This is a genomic window from Bifidobacterium aerophilum (genome assembly GCF_010667685.1).
Lineage (GTDB): Bacteria > Actinomycetota > Actinomycetes > Actinomycetales > Bifidobacteriaceae > Bifidobacterium > Bifidobacterium aerophilum.
On the sequence record NZ_WHZW01000020.1, the window covers coordinates 1 to 21,952 of the forward strand.

General features: G+C 55.0%; 13 protein-coding genes and 1 tRNA gene. 12 read left to right on the forward strand and 2 right to left on the reverse strand.

Annotation, left to right across the window (positions count from 1 at the left end):
* Positions 1 to 603 precede the first annotated feature (603 nt).
* The 5 genes from GFD25_RS09410 (at position 604) to GFD25_RS09430 (ending at position 9,124) form a co-directional block, all read left to right on the forward strand.
* The gene (locus GFD25_RS09410; RefSeq protein WP_163232200.1) at positions 604 to 1,848 is read left to right on the forward strand and encodes a nucleotide sugar dehydrogenase; all 1,245 of its coding nucleotides are present in this window, start codon (positions 604 to 606) and stop codon (positions 1,846 to 1,848) included.
* Between the two features lie 146 nt (positions 1,849 to 1,994).
* Positions 1,995 to 3,437, forward strand: a complete 1,443-nt coding sequence (locus GFD25_RS09415) for a lipopolysaccharide biosynthesis protein (protein WP_163232202.1) — start codon at positions 1,995 to 1,997, stop codon at positions 3,435 to 3,437.
* Positions 3,438 to 3,544: 107 nt separating this feature from the next.
* Positions 3,545 to 4,540 carry a glycosyltransferase family 2 protein gene (locus GFD25_RS09420; RefSeq protein ID WP_163232204.1) on the forward strand — a complete coding sequence of 332 codons (996 nt, stop codon included), beginning with the start codon at positions 3,545 to 3,547 and terminating at the stop codon, positions 4,538 to 4,540.
* 89 nt (positions 4,541 to 4,629) lie between these two features.
* Positions 4,630 to 6,807: a hypothetical protein gene (locus GFD25_RS09425; RefSeq protein ID WP_163232206.1), complete on the forward strand. Its 2,178-nt coding sequence runs from the start codon at positions 4,630 to 4,632 to the stop codon at positions 6,805 to 6,807.
* Between the two features lie 202 nt (positions 6,808 to 7,009).
* Complete coding sequence (locus GFD25_RS09430; RefSeq protein ID WP_163232208.1) at positions 7,010 to 9,124, forward strand: hypothetical protein; 2,115 nt, start codon at positions 7,010 to 7,012, stop codon at positions 9,122 to 9,124.
* Between the two features lie 50 nt (positions 9,125 to 9,174).
* Here the strand turns inward: GFD25_RS09430 and GFD25_RS09435 are convergent, their stop codons facing one another.
* Positions 9,175 to 11,592 (reverse strand): glycosyltransferase, encoded by a 2,418-nt coding sequence (locus GFD25_RS09435; protein ID WP_239512525.1) that lies wholly within the window; start codon positions 11,590 to 11,592, stop codon positions 9,175 to 9,177.
* Here GFD25_RS09435 and GFD25_RS09440 point away from each other — a divergent pair.
* The 4 genes from GFD25_RS09440 to GFD25_RS09455 all read left to right on the forward strand — a co-directional run bounded on the left by GFD25_RS09440 (position 11,497) and on the right by GFD25_RS09455 (position 17,887).
* Complete coding sequence (locus tag GFD25_RS09440) at positions 11,497 to 12,333, forward strand: ABC transporter permease (protein ID WP_163232210.1); 837 nt, start codon at positions 11,497 to 11,499, stop codon at positions 12,331 to 12,333. The genes GFD25_RS09435 and GFD25_RS09440 overlap by 96 nt on opposite strands.
* Positions 12,333 to 13,619: an ABC transporter ATP-binding protein gene (locus GFD25_RS09445; protein WP_204314859.1), complete on the forward strand. Its 1,287-nt coding sequence runs from the start codon at positions 12,333 to 12,335 to the stop codon at positions 13,617 to 13,619. Before GFD25_RS09440 ends, GFD25_RS09445 begins: the two co-directional genes overlap by 1 nt.
* Positions 13,620 to 13,671: 52 nt before the next feature.
* The gene (locus tag GFD25_RS09450) at positions 13,672 to 15,546 is read left to right on the forward strand and encodes a glycosyltransferase (protein WP_163232212.1); all 1,875 of its coding nucleotides are present in this window, start codon (positions 13,672 to 13,674) and stop codon (positions 15,544 to 15,546) included.
* Positions 15,547 to 15,790: 244 nt separating this feature from the next.
* On the forward strand, positions 15,791 to 17,887 hold the full coding sequence (locus GFD25_RS09455) for a glycosyltransferase (RefSeq protein ID WP_163232214.1): 2,097 nt from the start codon (positions 15,791 to 15,793) through the stop codon (positions 17,885 to 17,887).
* 124 nt (positions 17,888 to 18,011) lie between these two features.
* On the opposite strand, the gene rfbB is transcribed toward GFD25_RS09455, so the two are convergent.
* Positions 18,012 to 19,082 (reverse strand): dTDP-glucose 4,6-dehydratase, encoded by a 1,071-nt coding sequence (rfbB, locus tag GFD25_RS09460; protein WP_204314860.1) that lies wholly within the window; start codon positions 19,080 to 19,082, stop codon positions 18,012 to 18,014.
* 41 nt (positions 19,083 to 19,123) lie between these two features.
* Here rfbB and GFD25_RS09465 point away from each other — a divergent pair, with 41 nt between their 5' ends.
* From GFD25_RS09465 to GFD25_RS09475, 3 genes are all read left to right on the forward strand, one after another.
* Complete coding sequence (locus GFD25_RS09465; RefSeq protein ID WP_163232216.1) at positions 19,124 to 20,686, forward strand: hypothetical protein; 1,563 nt, start codon at positions 19,124 to 19,126, stop codon at positions 20,684 to 20,686.
* A gap of 27 nt (positions 20,687 to 20,713) precedes the next feature.
* The gene (locus tag GFD25_RS09470) at positions 20,714 to 21,583 is read left to right on the forward strand and encodes an NUDIX hydrolase (protein WP_204314861.1); all 870 of its coding nucleotides are present in this window, start codon (positions 20,714 to 20,716) and stop codon (positions 21,581 to 21,583) included.
* Between the two features lie 136 nt (positions 21,584 to 21,719).
* Positions 21,720 to 21,793, forward strand: a tRNA-Lys gene (locus GFD25_RS09475).
* Positions 21,794 to 21,952 lie beyond the last annotated feature (159 nt).

Genomic DNA, 21,952 nt, shown 5'->3' on the forward strand with positions numbered 1-21,952 from the left:
CCCTCGTGATGTCATACCTCGGCGTACACATACCACCATCATGTCACCAAAGCACCATAGAGTAAACACACCCTAATTGGCTGTTAACCAAGTTTAGAAATTTTTCTTCTGACGGATCCTTCGGTATGAAACGATATACTAATATATTTCATCCGAGAGAATTTAATAACCCTTCATTGGTGAGATTCCAGAATTCTCGTATCGGCAAGAAAATAGCCGGAATATACACTTCCCAATCAACTGAAAATATCACTCTTGCTCAACTTCAGCAGGCCGTTTTCATTATGCTAGTTTTCGGCATGGGGATATGCGTTCTTTTTGAAGCAAGATCCTACAGGACTGACTCTCTAATGCGTGCTCGCGAGTCTCTTGACCATTACCGGGCACCGATATTATTGGGCATCGCTTTGTTGGGTTCGATTATGTTTCTCCTCATATTTGAATCCGGTCATTCACGTTATCTGATTCAGTTTTTCCCCATTTATGCATTTCTATCTGGGATTGGATTCCGTAGGGTGAAGGATTTTATGATCAAGAGGATTGGTTGACTGTCATGTATCGGTCTTCTGGTAATAATGAGTCGATACGGAAGGTAGGTTCTCTATGAAGATTGCAGTTGCCGGCACCGGCTACGTTGGCCTGTCCCTCGCCATGCTGTTGGCCCAGCACAACGAAGTGCATGCGCTGGACATCATTCCCGAGAAGGTCGAAATGCTCAACGACGGACGCAGCCCGATCGTGGATAAGGAGATCACGGCGTTCCTGAACGGGAACAAGGACGGCAGCCGCCCGCTGGACTTCACTGCCACGCTGGACCCGGCCCAGGCGTACTCCGGCGCCGACTATGCGGTCGTCGCCACGCCGACCAACTACGATTCCGAGAAGAACTACTTCGACACATCCAGCGTCGAGGCGGCGATCGAGGCCATTCGCAAGGTGAACCCGACCGCATGGATTGTCATCAAGTCCACGATCCCGGTCGGCTACACCATGCAGGTGCGCGAGCGGTTCAACGATGCGCGCATCCTGTTTTCCCCGGAGTTCCTGCGCGAAGGCCATGCGCTCTACGACAACCTGCACCCGTCGCGTATCGTGGCCGGCGCCCCGCAGGATGACGTCGAGGCCGTCGAGGCCGCGAAGATGTTTGTCCAGCTGCTCGCGCACGGCGCCGACCCGGCGGAACTGACCCGCACGAACGTCGACGGTACGACCGGCATCCCCGAGATCGTGGTCGGTCCGACCGAAGCCGAGGCCATCAAGCTGTTCTCCAACACGTATCTGGCATTGCGCGTCGCCTACTTCAACGAGCTCGACACCTACGCCGAAAGCCGTGGCCTGAACACCAGCGAGATCATCAAGGGCGTGTGCCTCGACCCGCGCATCCGCGACGACTACAACAACCCGAGCTTCGGCTACGGCGGCTACTGCCTGCCGAAGGACACCAAGCAGCTGCTCGCGAACTACCGCGACGTGCCGCAGAACCTGATCTCCGCCATCGTCGAGGCGAACCGTACCCGCAAGGACTTCATCGCATCCGAGATCGAGGAACGCGTCAAGGGCATCGACAAGCCGGTGGTCGGCATCTACCGCCTCACCATGAAGTCCGGCTCCGACAACTTCCGCCAGTCCGCTATCCAGGGCGTGATGAAGCGGCTCAAGGCCAACGGCATCACCGTGCTCGTCTACGAGCCGACGCTCGACAAGTCCGACTTCTACGGCAGCGAAGTGACGCATGATCTCGCGTCGTTCTGCGACCGCGCCGACGTGATCGTCGCCAACCGTTGGAACCCCGAGCTGAAGGACGCCTCCGACAAGGTCTTCACCCGCGATCTGTTCCGCAGGGACTGAATCGCTGCAAATCCTATCCGTAAAGCAGTTGCGCAATCGGTGTATTGCGCAACTGCTTTACTGTGTTCAAGCTGGAATACGGATGCCTGTCTCATGCGCGCGGGGCGTGCGCGAATCGGGATGTGGCTCGACGAGAAAGCGATGCCATGCGCAAAGGCCTGATCCTGAACATCATCAGCAACCTGGTGTTCTTCGTAAGTGGATACCTGATCCACTACTATCTCGGCGGCCACACGTCGGCCGCCGCGTACGGCGTGGTCGGCACGATCATCACCGTGCTGGACTTCGAATACATGTTCACCAGCAACGGCGCACGCCAGTCGCTGTCGCGCAACATCTCCTCCGGCAAATACAACGTGGGCGACGTGATCGTCAAGACCTTGGCGGTGCAGGCCGGCATCGTCGCGCTGTTCTTCGCGATCAACTTCTTTGGCGCCCCCCTGTTCGGCACGGTGTTCAACGACGATTCGCTCGACTTCTACTTCAAGCTCGCAGCGTTCCTGCCGATCTCCAACGGCCTGTATGTGATGATGCTCGGCATCAACGATGGTCTGCAGCGTTTCCAGTACAGCGCGTTCCTGTCCACGTTCTACCCGATCGTCAAGCTGGGTGTGATCCCGCTCATCATGTTCGTCTTCCCGCATGATCCGGTCATGGGCGTGGAGGTCGGCTATTTCTCGGCCATGGTCATCACCATCGTGCTAGGACTCGCGCTGCTGGCACCGGTGTGGCCGCAGCTCAAACGGACCGGCACCGAACGCATTCGGCTGGGCGAAGTGGCACACGGCGTGCTGTCGTTCTCGTTCTTCTTCATCATGGCCTCGCTGGTGCTCAGCGCCGATACGCTCGTCGTCAAGTCCGTGGTCAGTCCCGCATCGATGGCCGGCTACTATACCGGTGCGATGAACTTCGGCAAGACCACGTACTATCTGCTGCAGGCGTTCGCGGTCATCATCCTGCCGGTGGTGTCCGGACTGGTGGCCAAGGGTGATCTCCGGCAGGCCGGGCAGAAGGCGCAGTCGCTCGTGCTGGTCGCGTTCGGGTTCATCTTCCCGATGGCCGTGGTGATCTCGGCCACGAGCCGCGACCTGCTGACCACGTTCTACAAGCCCGAATTCACCGTCGCGGCCCCGGCCTTGTCGTGCCTGGCGTTCTCGAGTTTCTTCATGGGCATGACCGTGGTGTTCAACATGGTGCTCAACGCGGAGAAGGACACGCATTTCTCGGACATGCTGTCGATCGTGTCCTTGGTGCTGGTCATCCCGATCTTCGTGGTGAGCGCCCGGTACGGCGGCATCACCGCGATCGCGGCGGCCAGCATGGTCTGTACGTTCATTACGATGACGCTGTCGTATATCGAGGTGCGGCGGCGCATGATGGACGTGATGACGCCGAAGACGTGGGCCGTGATCAGCATCAATGTGGTGATCTGGGTGGTGTTGTTCCTGATCGGACGTGTGGTTTCCGTGCAGAATTTCTTCCTGCTTGCATTGATTTACGCGGTGGTGTATTTCGCCTATATCGGGGTGCTGTTCGTGGCACGGGTCGTCAGCATCGACCAGCTGAAGGCCATGAAGGGTGGAAAGTAGGGGATTGTCGGGCTGGCGACACTAAGTCCGTGATGTCGATCTGTCAAGACTCTTTCTATATAATCAGTACGTTTAATCATACTTGAGGACTATAGAAAGATTTCGTCATGCGGTTGTTCATCCAGATCCCTTGCCTCAACGAAGAGCAGACCCTCCCGATGGTCATGGAGAAGATGCCCAAGTCCATTCCGGGCATCGACGAGATTGAAGTCATGATCATCGACGACGGCTGCACCGATCGTACCGTCGAAGTGGCGAAGAGCCTCGGCATCAAGCATGTGGTCAAGCACACCGGCACCATGGGACTGGCCCGCGCGTTCCGCGACGGCGTCGACTACGCGCTCAAGCACGGCGCCGACATCGTCGTCAACACGGACGGCGACAACCAGTATCCGTCCGATAAGATCGGCGACCTTGTGCAGCCGATCCTCGAAGGCAAAGCCGACATCGTCGTCGGTGACCGCCAGACTTCCACGATCAAGGAGTTCAGCTGGTTCAAGAAGCGCATGCAGAGCTTCGGATCGTGGGTGGTGAACAAGGCCGCCGGCACGCACATCCCGGACGCGGCGAGCGGTTTCCGCGCATACTCCAAGAAGGCGCTGTTGCAGCTCAACATCGTCACCGAGTTCAGCTACTGCATGGAGACGATCATCCAGGCCGGCAACAAGCGCATCGCCATCACTTCCGTGCCGATCACCACGAACAAGAAGACGCGTAATTCGCGCCTGTTCCACAACATCTTCGAACACATGGGCAAGTCCGCGGGCGCGATCATCCGCAGCTTCCTCATGTTCCGCGCGCATTCGGTGTTCAAGTGGTCGTCCATCATCTCCGCCGTCCTCGCTCTGGGTGTGTTCGTGCGGTATCTGACGTTCTTCTTCGCCGGCGCCGGTCGCGGCCACATGCAGTCCCTGCTGGTCGGCGTGATGTTCTTCACCTGGATGGTGCTGTCGCTGTCGCTGCTCATCATCTCCGAACTGCTGCGTATCCATCGCCGTCTCGTCGAGGACCAGCTTGAACGCACCAAGGAGATCGAATACAGCCCCGCCGCGCGCAAGCTGTGGGCGGACGACGAGGAGAACGAGCTGCACACGATTCTTTAATCGGGCGGAATACGGAAGCCTTGGTATTGAATGATTGCGGACGGTAAAAAATGATAAAGAAAAACCTTGATTCTCAAGATCGCAGGCAAATGACTATCGCCAGCATTCGAAGAGCGAAGCCATATATCATCGCGGTAGCAGTCATTGTTTTTCTTGAGTTGTTTCTCTTTAATTTGCCGCATTGGCAGACCATCCATGCCCACCCGGAGCAGACTGATGAAGTAGAGGTAGGCTCCGGGCTGACTATACAAGATGATGGCATGATGAAAGTTACCGATCCGGATGAAGCTTGGAGAGTTATCTCAAGCGATTCGAAGATTCGGTATCTATATGTCAATCCATCTGATGCTGAGCATCTATATAGCTATGATGATTCCGTTCCGCAGGATCAGAGGCAATCTATTTCTTTGGTATGGCGTTATTCGACTATGAAGCCGACCGATGGCGGATGGTATGACGGTGATGCTATTCAAGGTTATTCGCCGGATTCCTTATGGTCAAGGTATTCGTTGGTAAACGACGGGGCAACGAAAGTCAAGATACGATATATCACGTCGGAGGGGGCTCTGATCCCGCATAGCGATATCACCGCCAACCCGCGAATTCCCTTTCGTTTCAGTTTTTTGCGTTTGACTATCGAGTTGCTACTGGCATCATTGGCTCTGTTGTTCCGACCGGGATCTGCATTGTATCGGAAGACTTTCCGTCTTAGATCGATTAAGTGCGCAATTCCGGTAACGGTGCTTGTTGCTGTGGAATGCTTTGTAGCTGTTGGTTTGGTTATGCTTACCTCGGCGCCCGAACGTGCATCTGCTCAATTTCAGTATTGGTCGTATTTTCACTCGCTTTGGGCGACTGATCAGTATCAGATGTTGGCGGATTCCATTATTCACGGTCGGGTGAATTTGGATTATCCAGTCAACGATGCGTTGGCTGCTATGTCCAACCCTTATGATGTGCCGTCTAGGATTCAAGTTGCTTCCGATAATCCTAATACGCCAGTGTATTTTGATGTCGCATTTAAAGACGGAAAGTATTACAGCTATTTCGGCGTATTGCCGGTTTTGTTGTTTTATGTACCGAAACTTTTGCTGACAGGATATCCTCTGGCAACTAGTTCGGCTCTCATGATCTGTGACGTGCTGGCTACTGTTGCCGGCGCAATCTTGGTTTTGCAAATCGCTCGCTTCTTGTCACGTCGTGGCAAGAAGCTGAGCCTTGGCGCCGTGATGTTGGGATGCGTTGCCATGTTCCTTGGTACGGGAATAGCCATGGTTTTGCCGTATGGATTGTTTTATCCTATCCCACAGGTGTGTGCCGTTGCCTTTGCAATGATGGGAGTAGCGTGTTGGCTGGAAGCCAAGATGCGCGATCTAAACATTATCTGGCTTGCCGCAGGATCGTTATGCTTGGCTTTAACCGTAGCTTGTCGTCCTCAGGTGATCTTAGCGTCTGTGTTGGCGCTTCCTCTGTTCTGGGAAGATATCAAGCGTCTGTGGCAGGAGGGGCTGCATGATATCGGTATATTGCGACGCGAAATAACTGTCTGGGCATCGTCTGTCATCCCGTACCTTATAGTCATTGCTGCTCAGTTCTTGTATAACAAGGCGCGATTCGGCAAGATTACTGATTTTGGTGCAAACTATAATTTGACGAGTTATGACATGACTCATAACCCCGTTACGATCAATCGATATATATCTTTTATCTTTTATTATTTCTTCCAGCCGCCGAATCTTTCCGGTAGGTTCCCCTTTGTCAATGAAGTGCTGTGGCCTCAAGTAACTTTTCGTTCGTGCCACTATGATGTTGGTGGATATTTTCTGGCAATGGCACCTTTTGCTTTGATTGTTTTTGCTGTTGCTTTGTGGCGCGAAAACCTTCGGAAGGATCGGACTTTAGTACTATTTAGATGGTTGATAGCGTTAGTCGTAGTTATTTATATGTTTGGCGCCCATGCCAATGGTGTCGATTTTCGGTATTCGATTGATTTTAGTTGGCTGATCATCATTGCCATGATGTTGCTAATATTTACTATCGATGATCAGGTGAATATAGGTAGCGGACTAGCTCATAATGAGACAGTCAAATACCATAGCATTATTCGTGGATTGGTTTTCGGATTTATTGTTGTGGGTTTGCTATTGTCTGGGCTGATGACCTTCCTCAAGCAGTTTATGGTAAATGCTAGTAATTTATATCCATCTATGAATATTGATGTTGATACATGGTGGAATGTATCATCCTGGTTCTTGTTCTTGCGATGATATACTATCGCATTCCATGATAATTTGTAAAGTGAATTTAGTTCTATATTCCCATTTATTGTTAAAGCAATAGATGAGTGAGAACATATGATACTCGAGGATGACTGTTTGAAATTCTTTGGTGTACTATATATAATAGTTTGATTCTAAATGCTTGTGGGATTTATATATATTTTGCATTGAAAAAAAAGGAGAAGGATAATTGCAATCTGTTCGCGCTAAACACTTGTTGCTGGCTGTTCTTTGTTGCTGCCTGATTGAAATTTTTATTTTCAATATTAACTATTTTACTTCTTCGAGGTTAAATTCTGTAAATAGTAGCAATGTCGTTATAGGAAAGGGTTTAAAAGCGAAGAGTAAATATACTTATTCTATATCCGATCCAGAAAATGCTTATATAAAAATATCGAATATTGATAGCGTAGTAGGTAATGTTCATATACCGCTGAAATCTGTTGAGCGATTTAAAAGCTTTAGAACGGAGTCGATACCGATTCCTCATGCGGAGAGTGCGAACCGTGAAGATGTTGCGTTACATTTATCTATCAAAGTTGATGATGCCGCACATACTTTTGATATGTCGCTCCCTGAGATTTTGGTGCATCCTAAGGTTCTTTCGTCGCACTGGGATATTTTGCATTTGTCGGGTATAACGCATAATGTAACTTTAAAAATCAACGAGCCAGTAGGCACAGAGTTTTCTTTTTCTTCATTGCCGAATGTGAATGTACGAATACCATTTCATCTTAGTTTTTTGAGACTTTTTGCATATTTATTTATTTCCTTTCTCCTTGTGTATAGGAAAGAAGTAACGGCAATTATTTTTAAGGAATATTGCAAGAAGGCTTCAATTATTTTATGGTTTGCAAGTAGCTTTATTGCTGTTTTGATTATTGTCGGTACTGTTTTAATTGCTAAGCCTTGGCTATATCTTAGAATGAGTGGTTGGCAAGCCGATTTTGAGTACCAAAGTATGGCCAGATCTCTTGCTCGTGGGCATTCTTGGATTGATTTTCCTGTTTCCGATGCGCTCAATAATTTAAGTAATCCGTATGATAATCGTGCAAGAGCTCTCGCTCATAAGGGAAGTGGGGAGTCTTTTCTTTTTGATTATGCCTTTTATAATGGACGATATTACTCTTATTTTGGCATACTTCCATGCATTATGTTCTTCTTGCCGTATTTTCTAATTACAGGGAATGATCTTTCGCCGTGGAAAGTTGTTCTATTGCTTGCAATCTTTATGGTACTTCTAGCTATTAGAGTTGTTTATCTTATTTTTGAGCGCTGGAGTGAGAATACGCCAGTAGTAATTCAAATAATATGCTCATATGGATTAGTCCTAGCTATTCAGCCTGCTTTCTATCTAACTTTTTTTGCAACTACTTATTCTGTGCCAATTATTATGGGACTGGTTCTAGCATTAATCACTCTGTGCCTATGGTTGAAGTCATCTATGGCCTTAACCATAGGCAAACGATGGTTATATGCTATTTTTGGCTGCTTGTCTTTGGGACTTATTCTTGGTTGTAGACCTCAGTTTTGCATTATCATATTATTTGTCCCTTTTATTATACATAGTCTTTTCTTAAATATCCGAAACAAATTTATTAGTTCGTGCCTTAACCTTGTTGCGGCTGCTGGTCTTTCGCTAATAACTATGGCGCCCTTTTTTGTTTGGAATTATATACGTTTTGGAAAGATCACGGATTTTGGCGCCACTTATCAATTGACTGCTACAGATATGAATCTTCAGAGTGATGGCCTTTCTAAAATTCCGTATGCGCTCAGGCAGGGGTTCTTTTCTCCTCCGTCTTCCACGGATCGTTTTCCATTCTTGAAAGCTGTTGCGACTTCTTCCGAGCATGCAGGAGATTATCAAGGTTTTTATAATCTCGAACCTACTTTGGGAGGATTTTTCTTCTGGTGTCCTATTGGTCTGTTCGCTATAGCTCTTATATCATCAGAAATCAGAGAACGTTATAAAAATATTCCCTTTAATTTACTTGGTTTTACCGTTGTAAGTTTTTTGGCCTCTTTCGCTCCTCTGTACATTGATGTGACGGCTGCTGCGTTTACACAGAGGTATTTATGTGATTTTGGATATTTGATTGGCATATCAGGCATTCTTGCATTTATTATTTTACGTAAAATAATACACAATAAATATATTGATTACATCTGTGTAATTTTTGTTGTCTGGTCACTTATTTTTTCGATATGGTCCTTATTTATGTCTGGAAGATATAATAGTCTTATTGATTCCAATCCGGAATTTTATATTTATGTTATGAAATCTTTTTCGATTTTCAATTGATTTAAATTAAAATGGCGTACAGATAGCAGATCTGTACGCCATTATTAATCTTATCTACGCTTGTTCAGTCTCGCCTTGGCCTGTGCCTGGGCGATGAGTCGTGCCGGGGACAAGCGCTTGATGGCATCTACTGCGTAGGTACCTATCCGCAGGCGAGTGGATGCCTCCAAATCGCGGATGGTCTTATCCTGCATGAAGATGATGTCCTCGTCGCGGAGCGTACGTTCCTCAAGCCAGCGGTTCAGGTTTCCGGATAACGTGATCTTCTGGAAATCGTTGAAGGCATCCGTATCATAGAAATACAGAGCGCCGCGATGCGCGATATCCAACATCTTGCTTACCCGGTCGGAGTAGTCGCTTATATAGGAATCAATGCCTTCCGGCGTGAACCGCGAACGCAGATCACGCATGAACGCGCTGAGCACGGCATTGAGATAGCCCTGCTCATACGTGTCGAACAGCTGTCGTTCGCGCAGTTGTTCGCCGAATTCCAGAACGGCCGGAAGCACGGTTTCCGGCTCGCTGGTATACGGAATGACCTTGACCAAGGACAGCCAGAACGCGGAACCCACCTGCTGGCGCTGGCGGTCCTGAATATCCCAGTCGTTCTTGAGATCAAGGAATGCGATGGAATCCGCGGCGATCATCGCCTCTCCGCCGAGTCCGTACAGTGAAGTCGCGACGTCGGCATCGCTGGCGCCGATGTGATTCTTCTTGAGGAATTCGGTGCGGTACAACCGCATCCAGCCGTAGTCCAGATTCGAGGCAAACGCCAGTTCCGGAATATCCGAGGATGAGAAAGGCCCGTAGATCGGCCCGCGCAGCGCATCCGGAGATTTCGAAGACTCATCCGGTACCGGAAGATGAAGTTCCCTCATCTTCCGCAGCAGATAATCGCAATGGACGTTTCCGGCATCGGGCAACACGACATCGGCGTGGGTCTTCTGCGCGCCGATAACGCAGGCGTTGAGCAATTTCTCTCCGACCGTGAAATTGGAAGGAATGAACACGGTATATGTGCCGTGAGCGTTATCGATGGCCTGACGCATCTGCTCGGCCAGCGTGATGTGCTCTCCGCTGCCGGTTCCGGAAGAGCGCGCGGCGTTCATCTTGACGATGAACCGCTTGTCTTTCCGGGCGAACGCGTCGGCGATGTTCATCGTGCTGTCCTGGGAGCCTTCGTCGATGAGGATGAACTCACACGACAGATGATTGAAGGCGGCGTAGGTCTCCAGCGTGTCGACGATCCATGAATGCGCGTCCTTGGTGAGTAACACGATGGACAGATCCGGATTCGTTTCGGCGGGGTGCTCCTTGACGTCGTAGGATTCGCCCATGAAATCCATGTAATAGTCGAGGAATTCCGGACGCAGCCCCGGCATCAGGAACACCTCGTCGCGGTCCATCGATTCGAAGACCTCTCGGATCAGCTTGCGGATCTCGGGATTCTTGTCGTCGTATCCGAATTCGCCGATCACCGACGTCACGTAGTCGAACTCGCGCGAATAGAACGCGCGCATGATGTCCTTGGAGACATGCTGCGATTCGAGGAACTCGCGCATGTCGCGCAGACGATCGAACGGCAGGTGGAAATCCTTGAGGAAGGTGGACGCGCCTGGGTTGGTCTGTCGATAGTAGTAGTAACGTCCCGGTGTCCAGACGATGCGGTCGGCAAGGACCATGGTCTCGGCGAAGAACGGATTGTCGGTCCAGCCTGCGCCGGGAATGGGCTTGAACCTGATCTTGCGCGATGCCTTGTTGTCTCCGTTCAGGAAATCACGGCGGTATACGGCGGACCAAATGGACGGATGATGATAGAAGGGTGCGGTGAACTCCTCGAGCGTGAAATCTGTCTGGCGCGCCGGCATGAACGCCGACAGGTTCGAGTTTTGCAAGGCTTCCGTATACGGCGGCTGCGCGTCATAGTACAGCCAGTAGGAACCCTTGACGATATCGACCGTGCCTTTGTCGGAATGGGCCGCGCTCAGCAGGTTCTCGTACATGTGAGGATCGATGAAGTCGTCGGGCTCGACGATGCAGACCCACTCGCCCTGCGCCATGTCCAGCCCGCGGTTGCAGGTCGCGCCGTAGCCTTCATTCTGCTTCTCGATGACCTTGAACCGGTCATCCTCGGCGGCGAAACGCTTCATGATGTCGATGGAACCGTCCTTGCTTCCATCGGAGAACATCAGGCATTCCCAATCCTTGAACGTCTGCACGCGAATGGATTCGAGGCATTGGTCAAGGAAGTTCTCGACATTGTAGATTGGTACGATAATCGATAGTTTAGGCATAGTTGGATAGTACCGCTTCGACTGGATGGATAACGGTAGGGTGTGATTCGGCGTAGTCCATTGGTAGAATAAAGGATCATGCAAGAACTCGTGACTAAGTTCAAAGCCCGGTATGACTACGCTTGGGTCGTGCTCCAGGGCTTGGTAAAGACCGACTTCCGTCTGCGATATCAAGGATCGTTTCTTGGCGTTGCATGGTCGGTGCTTAAACCGCTTATGACATTCTGTGTCATGTATGTGGTGTTCGGCAAGTTTCTTCGTATGTCCGATGGCACACCGACATATCCGGTGGTGTTGCTGTTGGGTATCAGCTCGTGGCAGTTCGTGACGGATTCTACGAATGTTGGTTTACGATCGGTTGTCGACCGAGGGGACTTGCTACGTAAAATTCATTTTCCGAATTATATCGTGGTAGTGTCTGCCACCGTCGGTGCCATGATCAGTTTTGCCATCAACCTTGGTGTGGTATTGATCTTTGCTTTATTTGCACGTGTGCAGTTTACGTGGAGAGTATTGCTGCTGCCGCTTAATATTATCGAGCTCTATTTGGTGACTTTGGGCATTACGCTAATCATGGCAACCATGTATGTATATTTTCGGGATATCGCTCATATCTGGGATGTTCTGCAGCAGTTGGTGTTCTATGGCATGCCGATCATCTATCCGTTAAGTTATGTCACGAATAGGGGCGGATTGTATGCCACACTTGCTCGATTGGAGCTGCTGAATCCTTTTGCTCAGGCAATTCAGGACATTCGTCATAATTTCATTGCTCCGGAGACCCAACCGACGATATGGAACCAGTACCATAATCCTGCTGTTAAGGTGATTCCGTTCGCGCTGGCTGTTGCTTTCCTGTGGTTGGGTGTCTATCTGTTTCGGCGCAATAGTCGTAAGTTTGCGGAGGTTATGTGATGTCAGTACATAAAACGATGACGGCGAAGTCCATCGATTTCATGAGCAACCCGGTTGTGTTGTCCGCCAGCCATGTCTCCAAATCGTTTAAGCTGCCGACCGAACAGGCGACCGGACTGAAACAGGCCTGCATCAACTGGGTCAAAGGCATCAAGGGGTACAAGCAGCAGCAGGTGCTCAAGGATATCTCCTTCGAAGTCCATCAGGGCGAGTTCTTCGGCATCGTCGGCCGGAACGGCGGCGGTAAGTCCACGTTGCTCAAGCTGATTTCGCAGATCTATTATCCGGACAGCGGACACATCAACGTCAGCGGCAAACTCGTGCCGTTCATCGAACTTGGCGTCGGTTTCAACCCGGAACTGACCGGCCGCGAAAACGTGTACCTCAATGGAGCGTTGCTCGGCTTCACCCACGAAGAAGTCGATGCCATGTATGATGACATCGTCGAATTCGCAGAATTGGGTGAATTCATGGACCAGAAACTCAAGAACTACTCATCCGGCATGCAGGTTCGTCTTGCATTCTCTGTCGCGATCAAGGCGCAGGGCGATATTCTTGTCTTGGACGAAGTGCTCGCCGTGGGGGATGAAGCATTCCAACGTAAGTGTGATGATTTCTTTACAGAGATCCGAAAGGATCCGACAAAGACCGTTATTCTCGTCACTCATGATATGAACTCCGTGAAGAAATACTGTACGCGTGCCATGATGATCAAGGACGGTGAAGTGGTCGCTATAGGAGATACGGAAACCGTGACTAGTCGTTATACGTTGGCGAATTTGGAAGCCGAAAAGAAGGAGCAGGAGAACAATCGGGCGCAGTTAGAGGCCAAGAGACAATATCCGAATGGATTGAATGAACGTTGTCCGGTTTTAAGAACATTCCCTCTAAAAGAGTCTATTTACAAGAGTTCCGATACATTCCAATTTGGGGTCGAATATCAGTTCGACGAGCCAGGTGATTTTTATCTCGCCATCGCCATGCATGATATTCGTCGCGGTGGCATCACTTATGACACCGGCGCAAAAACAATTAAGATGGAACAGCACGGTCGGCATACCGTTTACTTTGAATTGCCTCTGAATTTATTTAATAACGGAGAATTCCGACTGTTTACCTCTCTACGTGTTCCCACGCCTGTGGACCCGAATAATACGGATATGGTAGCGGTTGCTGTTGATGACAATGCCTGCACATTTGTAATTCGTGATGATCGCAATCGTGATTATGCTCTGCTAAGCGATCGTGCAATGACTATTAAACAAATTGATAAGCCCGCTGAGTAATAGAGCATTTTACGAAGAATCCATAGTGGTTTGGGGACAAGGAGAAGTTGCGATGCCGTCAATGCGCTTCGCTGACATCGTGCTGGAGACGAACACTCGGGCGTTGAGCTGCCCGGGCATGTACTGCAAGGCCGATAAGCCGGTTATCTACGATGAGGATGCCGGCGCGTGGAGCCTGCACGGGGCAGGTATCTTCGACTTCTCCACGTATTTCAACGCGCTTTCCGTGCAGAAGCTGCGACGGTATACGCGTGCCACGGGATTCCGGCTGCATCTCGAGTTGCGAGGTTCCGCCTGCGAAGTGATCCAGACGGTCGGCCGGGCGTATTCGGTGAATCCGGAACCGTTGGAACGGACGACGGTATCGGTCGCCGCCGGCGATGAGTGGCGGCATGTCGAGCTCGACCTGTCCGAACGCGCGGATGACGTCGTCCTGGGATTCATGATCCGCACGAACGGGCCGGTGCTGCTGCGTTCCGGATATTACGAGGCGGATTACGACGGCGAACCCAATCCGGTGGAACTGGCGATCGCGACGACCACGTTCAGGAAGGAACCCTACATCGAGGGGAACATATCGCTGCTTCGCTCGACGATCTTCGATCCGCAGGACGAAGTCGGGCGGCATACGCACCTGTTCGTCATCGACAACGGCCGTACACTGGATGCCGAGGCATTGAGCGATAGCCATGTGACGGTGGTCCCCAACGACAACGTGGGAGGATCGGGAGGATTCGCCCGTGGCATGATCATGGCCCTCGAACGCGAGATCCCCGCCACGCATGTGCTGCTCATGGACGACGACGTGGCGGTATCCCCGGAAAGCATACGCCGGACCTACGCATTGCTCCGTATCGTGAAAGACGAATACGCTGACGCATTCGTCAGCGGCGCCATGCTGGACTACGACGTGGCGGACCAACAGTGCGAGGATGTCGGGTATATGACGGCCGACGGCCATTTCGCACCTGTCAAGGATCCGATGAGGCTGACACTGTTCGAAAACATCGTGACCAACGAACTGTTCGACCCGTTGCGCTCGCCGAAAGTCAGGGGCGTGGAGGATCAGCTGTACGCCGGATGGTGGTACTGCTGCATTCCCGCTTCGCAGATCCGCAGGTACGGGTTGCCATTGCCATTGTTCGTCCGTACCGACGATGCGGAATATGCGCTGCGATGCCGGCCTAGGATCATCACGATGAACGGACTGTGCGTGTGGCATGTGTCGTTCCATGTGAAATACAACGCGGCGGTGGAACGCTACCAGACGACACGCAACACGCTGGTGGCGCAATGCGTCAGCGGTTTCGCCCCGAAATCCGATTTCATGGCGAACATCTACGACGAGATCCGCCTGGAACTCAAGAAATTCGGATATGCCAATGCGGAACTGTGCCTGGATGCACTTGAGGATTTCTTCAAGGGACCGTCGTTCCTGAGCCAGCCGGTAGGCGAGCGGTGCTTCATGCAGGCCAACCGACGCAAAGAACAGCTGATCCCGCTTGATGAGGTCGTGAAACAAGCCGAGGCCTTGATCCCCGGATTCGACCCAAGCAGCCTGGATCCCCAGGCCATCATGAACGACGTTCCGCGCAGCCGTGCGCAGCGCCTGGACGACTATCTCACGGACAACCACCAGCGGTTGCTCCGGGATGGGGGAGCCGGCTACGCGGTCATTCCGGCCGAAGGATGGGTATACCCGGCAGGCGCCATCAGGGGCCGGAAATACATCATTGCGGTGGATGCGCATAGCCGAACCGGCGTCATTCGGGTCAAAGACATCGCAAGGTATCAGGCCATACAGCAGCGATATCGACGTGATCTCAGGTACTACCAGCGCAACATCGAACGATTGCGCCATGAGTATGCCGCTGCCGGAGAGGAATGGATGTCGGTCCGTTTCTGGAAAACATACTTGTGCATGTGAGCGGTATAAGCCATCTTTCGGGTTTCCGCAACGCGCTCGAATATGCCCCGATGCCGTGAATGTGCACCAAGTTATACGAATGTATACCGAAGTACACGAAAATACACCAAAGTACACCATTGTGCACCAAAGGTTTTGGGCGGATGTATTGTCATGGGCTTGTAGTGCGTCGCGTCAAGCGGCAGAACGGTGCTTACCCATAACTATGTGGCTGCATTTCATACCATGAATTAGGATGTTACGTATGTCTCAGGCAGAACAACACACCATCTGGCGCGTGGTATTCCCGTCGTCGAACGTCGGGCTGGACGAGTCGTTCCGCGTGGCCGCGGCACCGATCTACGGCAGCGGGCGTGCGCTGTCCGACGCGACGGACGTCGACGACGCGACGACCGCGGACACGACGTCCGTCGGCAACGCAACCCTCCACGGCTGGATCGTCTCCCGGACCATGCTGGAAATCCCCGCCGGGCATGTCTACTCGACCGGCAGCTACTACAACGCGTTCCCGGCCGCATACTGGGCGCAGTGGACCGACGTGCGCGAGGTCACGCTGCGCATGCAGGTGCGCGGCGATGCCACGGTCACCGTATACCGTTCGGACAGCCGCGCGCACGTATCCGTGGTGAGCACGGCGGCAGTGTCCGCGGCTGGGTCCTTCCCGACCGCGCCGACGCCGGCCGCTCCGCAAACCGTTACACAAACCGACCCGCAGACCGTGGAAGTCACCGTGCCGATCGACGGCATGACCGAAGGCGGATGGCTGTGGTTCGACGTCGAGGCGACCGGCGGCCAGTCGGTCACCCTGTCCGACGCCGCATGGCTCACGGACGCGCCGGCCAAGCGCAACCTGACCGCATCACTGGCGATCACCACCATGAACAAGCCCGAATGGTGCGTCCGACAGTTCAACCTGCTCGCCAACATGGCCGACATGAGCCTCATCGACGCCGTCTACGTCGTGGACCAGGGCACCAAGCTCGTCACCGAACAGGACGGGTACGCCGAAGCCAAGGCGCGTCTCGGCGACAAGCTGCGCGTCATCCGCCAAGGCAACATCGGCGGCTCCGGCGGCTTCGCGCGCGGCATGTACGAGGTCGAACGCCACGGCGACAGCGGCTACGCGCTGCTGCTGGACGACGACACCGTGCTCGAACCCGAATCGATCTCCCGCGCCGTCGCTTTCGCCGACCACTGCGTCAAACCCACGCTGGTCGGCGGCAACATGCTGTTCCTGAGCGAACCGACCCGGCTGTGCGCGCTCGCGGAGGTGTTCGACCGCAAGCGCGTGTTCTGGAAGGTCGCGGACGGCACTCCGAAGTTCGACGACCTCGCCGCCCGCCCGTTCGTTGAATCCACCTACCTGCACAAACGTGCCGACGCGGACTACAACGCGTGGTGGATGTGCCTGATCCCCGTCGAGGCGATCCGCAGGATCGGCCTGGCATACCCGTTCTTCATCAAGAACGACGACGTCGAATACGGCGTGCGCGCCCAGCAGGCCGGATTCCGTACCGTGACCGTGCCCGGCGTGTGCCTGTGGCACCAGTCGTTCGTGGACAAGGACGACATCCTCGACTGGCAGGCGTACTTCCATGTGCGCAACAAGATCATCATGGGCCTGCTGTATTCGCGGCTGCCATGGGGCGGCAGCCTGTTCCGCGAGATGATGCGCGCCTCCATGTCCGCGGCGATCAAGATGCGCTATTCGGCGGTCACGCTGCACCAGATGGCGGTCTCCGACGTGCTGCAGGGCGCGGAACATATCGGGGACATCCTCGAATCACGTCTGCCGCAGATCCGCGCGGCACGTGAGGCGCAGCCGGACACGCACATGGAACCGCTGGCCGAACTGCCCGATACGGTGCTTGTCAAGGACCGCAAGGCCGCCGACGAGGCGACGGACGGCATGCAGGCCATGCTCCATCAGCTCACGCCGCCCCGCCGAAACGCCCGCAACGTGATCGACGGCTACGTGGAACCGCAGAAGGCCTACTGGAAGGTGGACGACGCCAAATCCGGTCTGGCGGCAAGCGTGCCGCTGGACGGTTCCGCCGCCGACATCCAGCATGTGCTGGATTCGCTGGACATGGTGGCGCATGACTCGACCGAGCACTGGCATGTCATGGGACACATGGATTCCGCCGTGTTCGTGAACAAGGACAAAGGAACCGGAGTGCTGCTGCGGCGTCGCCCGTTCCTCGCCGCGGTTCGCCTGGCCAAGGTCGCGGTCCTGTACGGCCGTCTGGCATTGGGATGGCGCAAGTACCAGTCCGCATACCGCAAGGAGTTCTCACGGATGGTCTCGCCTGACTGGTGGCAGCGGTATTTCGGCGAATAGGTCTGCCGGCGGATTGCCCCGCGGCCGCATGCCGACGGTGGTCCGGCAACGACAAAGGGCGGAGGCCAGCGGGTACGTACCGTCGTACCGCTGGCCTCCGCCCTTTGTCGTTGCCGGACGCTGGTCAGTGGCCCTGCAGTCGGTATTTCTCCTCGGTGGCGGCCTTGTCCGGCTCCCACCAATCGCGGTGCGCGGCGTACCAGGCGATCGTCGCGTCCAAGCCTTCGGCGAAATCCGTATACCGCGGCCGCCAGCCCAGTTCGGTCATGATCTTCGTCGCGTCGATCGCATACCGCTTGTCGCCACCCGGCCTGTCGTTCACATGGTCGAACGCGTCGGCCGGCTGACCCATACGCGCGAGGATCATGCGCAGCACGTCGATGTTGCTGTACTCGCCGTCCGCGCCGACCAGGTACGTCTCGCCGATCCGGCCGCGCGTGAGAATCAGCCAGATCGCGCTGCAATGGTCCTCCACGCTGATCCAGTCGCGCACGGCCAGTCCCTGACCGTACAGTTTCGGCCGGATGCCGGCGAGAATGTTCGTGATCTGCCGTGGAATGAACTTTTCCACATGCTGGTACGGGCCGTAGTTGTTGCTGCAGTTCGAGATCGTCGCGCGCACGCCGTACGTGCGATGCCAGGCGCGCACGAGATGGTCGCTGGCCGCCTTCGATGCGGAATACGGGCTGGAGGGCTTGTACGGGCTGGATTCGGTGAACTTGCGCGGCTCGCCGAGCTCGAGATCGCCGTAGACCTCGTCGGTGCTGATGTGATGGAACCGGATGCCGTGGCGACGCGCCGCCTCCAGCAGCACGTACGTGCCGTCGACGTTCGTGCGAAGGAACGGCGCCGCGTCAAGAATCGAATTGTCGTTATGCGATTCCGCGGCGAAATGGACGATCGCGTCGATCGGGGCGACGCCCGAGCGCGAACCGGCGCGCGAGAACAGTGATTCGACCAGCACCGCGTCGCAGATGTCGCCGTGCACGAACGTGAGCCGGTCCTCAGGGATTCCGTCGAGATTCTCGCGTTTGCCGGCGTAGGTCAGCGCGTCGATCACCGTGACGTGCACGTCCGGCCGGTTACGTGCGATCCAGTGCGCGAAATTCGCGCCGATGAACCCGGCTCCGCCGGTCACCAGAATATGTCGTGGCCGGAACTCCTGGCCGATGGTTGGGGTCGCTGCTTCGCTCATGATCGTCATCGTAGAGGAAGGCGACGGCATACACTTGACGCATGAGCGAAACGCAGCAGGCATACGCCACGATGATCACCAACTTCGACTCCACCGAGCAGCGTGACGAATGGGATCGGATCGCGCAAGGATTCGCCGGCTGCCCGACCCCGGATGCGTTGTGGCGCAAGGATGCCGGACATCGCACCTGCGAGCGGTTGCTCAACGACCACACCGAATTCGCCACCCGGTTCGCCGGCATCATACGCACCGCGTACCTGTACTGCCCGCGTATCATGCTGACCGATGCGCAGCTGTTCGACGGCATGTTCTTCCTGGCGCTCGGGCCGGCGGCCGTCAACGGCATCCTGGGCAAATCCTACAAGGACGGTCCCTCCATCATCGTGTCCGGCCGTGCGCCGAGCCTGGAGGAATGCCTGGTGCAGTTCACCACGGCCACCGTCGGATCGGTGCGGCAGGCCGCGCTCAAGGCGGATCCCGCCATTCGGCCGGACAGCGTGCGGTGCGCCGGGGGAGACGACGAACTGACGTTGCGGCCGCTGGAATACAGCGCGTTCGGCACGACGGTGACGCGATCGCAGGCGCTGGGATTCGACGCCGAGTTCTACCGCCGATTCACCGAGCGGATGGCGTCGGCGGGTACGGGTGATCTGGGCGAGTCCGGCGGGTCGGGCGAGACCAAGGCGCAGGTGATCGCCTCGACGTTCGCCGCGGCACTGCATGGCGAGGAAGATGCCGGTGCGTCCTGCCGGTTCCTGGCGCAGCGCTGGCAGGAATGGATCGACGCTGAGCGTGCAGGGTTGGTGCTGTACGAGAACCAGAACGACGAAGAGGCGCGCAAGCGCGCCGGCAGCAAGGGGTTCATGACGCACTTCGGCGAGTACGTCGAACGCCATGCCCGGGCGATGCGCGATCAATGCCGGGGGTTGCGCGGGCCGGACGTCGACTGTTTTCTGCGGACGTTGGAAAGCATATCCGGCATGCCGAAACGGTCGGACGCGTTCATGTGCATCAAGCGATCGAAACTGCCCGAACGTGATCATATGTTGTCTCGTCAGATGCTGCGTGACTGGTACCAGCTGGTCTATCAGCAGACGATGGCCCGTCATCTCGGCGCGCAGCTGATCGCGGTGGACGCCGAGCGCAACTCCTTCGCGCAGATCGCCGGACAGGCTTCGGGCAGCGCGTCGATGATGCTGTCCGGGGCGATCACGCAGATGCTGGGCGGCATGCCGTTCGTGCGATTCGCCACGCTGTGCTATGAATGCCGCGGCACCATCGCGGCATGGCGCGCGTGCACGCCCGATATGAGCAGACGCAGGCAGCGCGTCGTCACGCGCAACATGGCCTACTCCATCGAACAGGCCAGTCAGGAGACCAGTCTGATCGACGATGCCAAGGGTATGGCGGGAGGCGCCGCGATCGCCGCGATACTGGCGTTTGTGTCCGCGATGAGCGACAACGTGTGGCTGAACGGGAATGCGCCGATCTGGATGATCGTGGTGGCGGCATGGTTCATCGGGATCGTGCCCGACCTGCTCGATCTGGGAAAATGGGTGTGGGGCGTGCGGTCGAGTTCGAAGACCGTGGTGTACATGGCGTGATGACGGCTGAACGGAAGGATGGTCGCGATGAACGATGGCGAAGGTGTCGACGTGCACAAGGGAGTCGGTGTCGGCGATGGCGCTGCGGCTTCGGCCGTGCTGCCGGTGCGTGACGGCGAGCCGCCGCTGGAGATCCTGGACGGGCGGACGGTGTATCTGGAGCAAGGGGGCGCGGATTTCCGGGTTGAGGAGATTCGAGCGAAAGTGCGCGAAAGCGGTCAGGCCGTCACGTTCCATGTGGCATCGGTGAAGAACGCGCGGCCGGGAGCCGTATGCATGGCGGTGCAGGAATGCGGGGGCGGCTGCGCGCATGCCGGCGACGGAACCCGTTGCGCCGAGTGCCATGATGGATGCTGCCGTGATGGTCATCGCCATGCGCGCCGGTATCTGCTGGCACGTCACTGGCGCGTGTCGACGGGAACGTGGGAATGGGAATTCCCGCGTGGCATGGGGGAGCCCGGCGAAAGCGCCGAGCAGACCGCCGCGCGCGAGCTGCGCGAGGAAACCGGCCTGACCGTGGACGATTCGCGGATCCGGATTCTGCAGATGATGCATGCCGACACCGGCGTGCTGCGCGACCGTATCGCCGTGGCGCGGATATCGGTGCCGGTCGATTGCCGCAAGGACGTCGCGGGTATGCCCGGTACGACGGAAGGGAGCGCTGTCGACTGGGAGCTGACGAACCTGCGGTGGGTCTGCGAAGGACGGTTGCGGCGGATGATCCGTACGGGGGAGATCGTCGATGGCATCACGCTGGCCGCGTTTGCGGCCGAACTGTGCGCCGCCGGTGGTGCCGGCAATGCACCATGCGACGGCCGATCATGCAATGACCAATCATGCAATGACGAGCCGTGCGATGACCGGAGTGATGACGGCTGCGAGGATCGTCGGGCATGATGGTTAAGCGGCGAAAATGCTGGAAATAAGCCGTTTTGCAGGGTGGCGATGGGCGCGACACGCCGAGGGTTGCGGAGTTGGGGAATCTGAGTATATTTATCACTCGTTGCAAGGAACACTTCAACATCTAGCCAACGCCCCTGTAGCTCAGTTGGTTAGAGCAGCTGACTCTTAATCAGCGTGTCCAGGGTTCGAATCCCTGCGGGGGCACAGACAAGACCGGAATCGTGAGATTCCGGTCTTTTTGTTTTTCCGTGATGCCGTATTGTGTCGGTCGGGCGTGGCGACGGGGACAGGACGATGCCGCGCGCGGTTCAGCCCTTGGCGTACACTTGTCGCGTTCGCTTGGCGCTGTTTTGGCGCCATGGC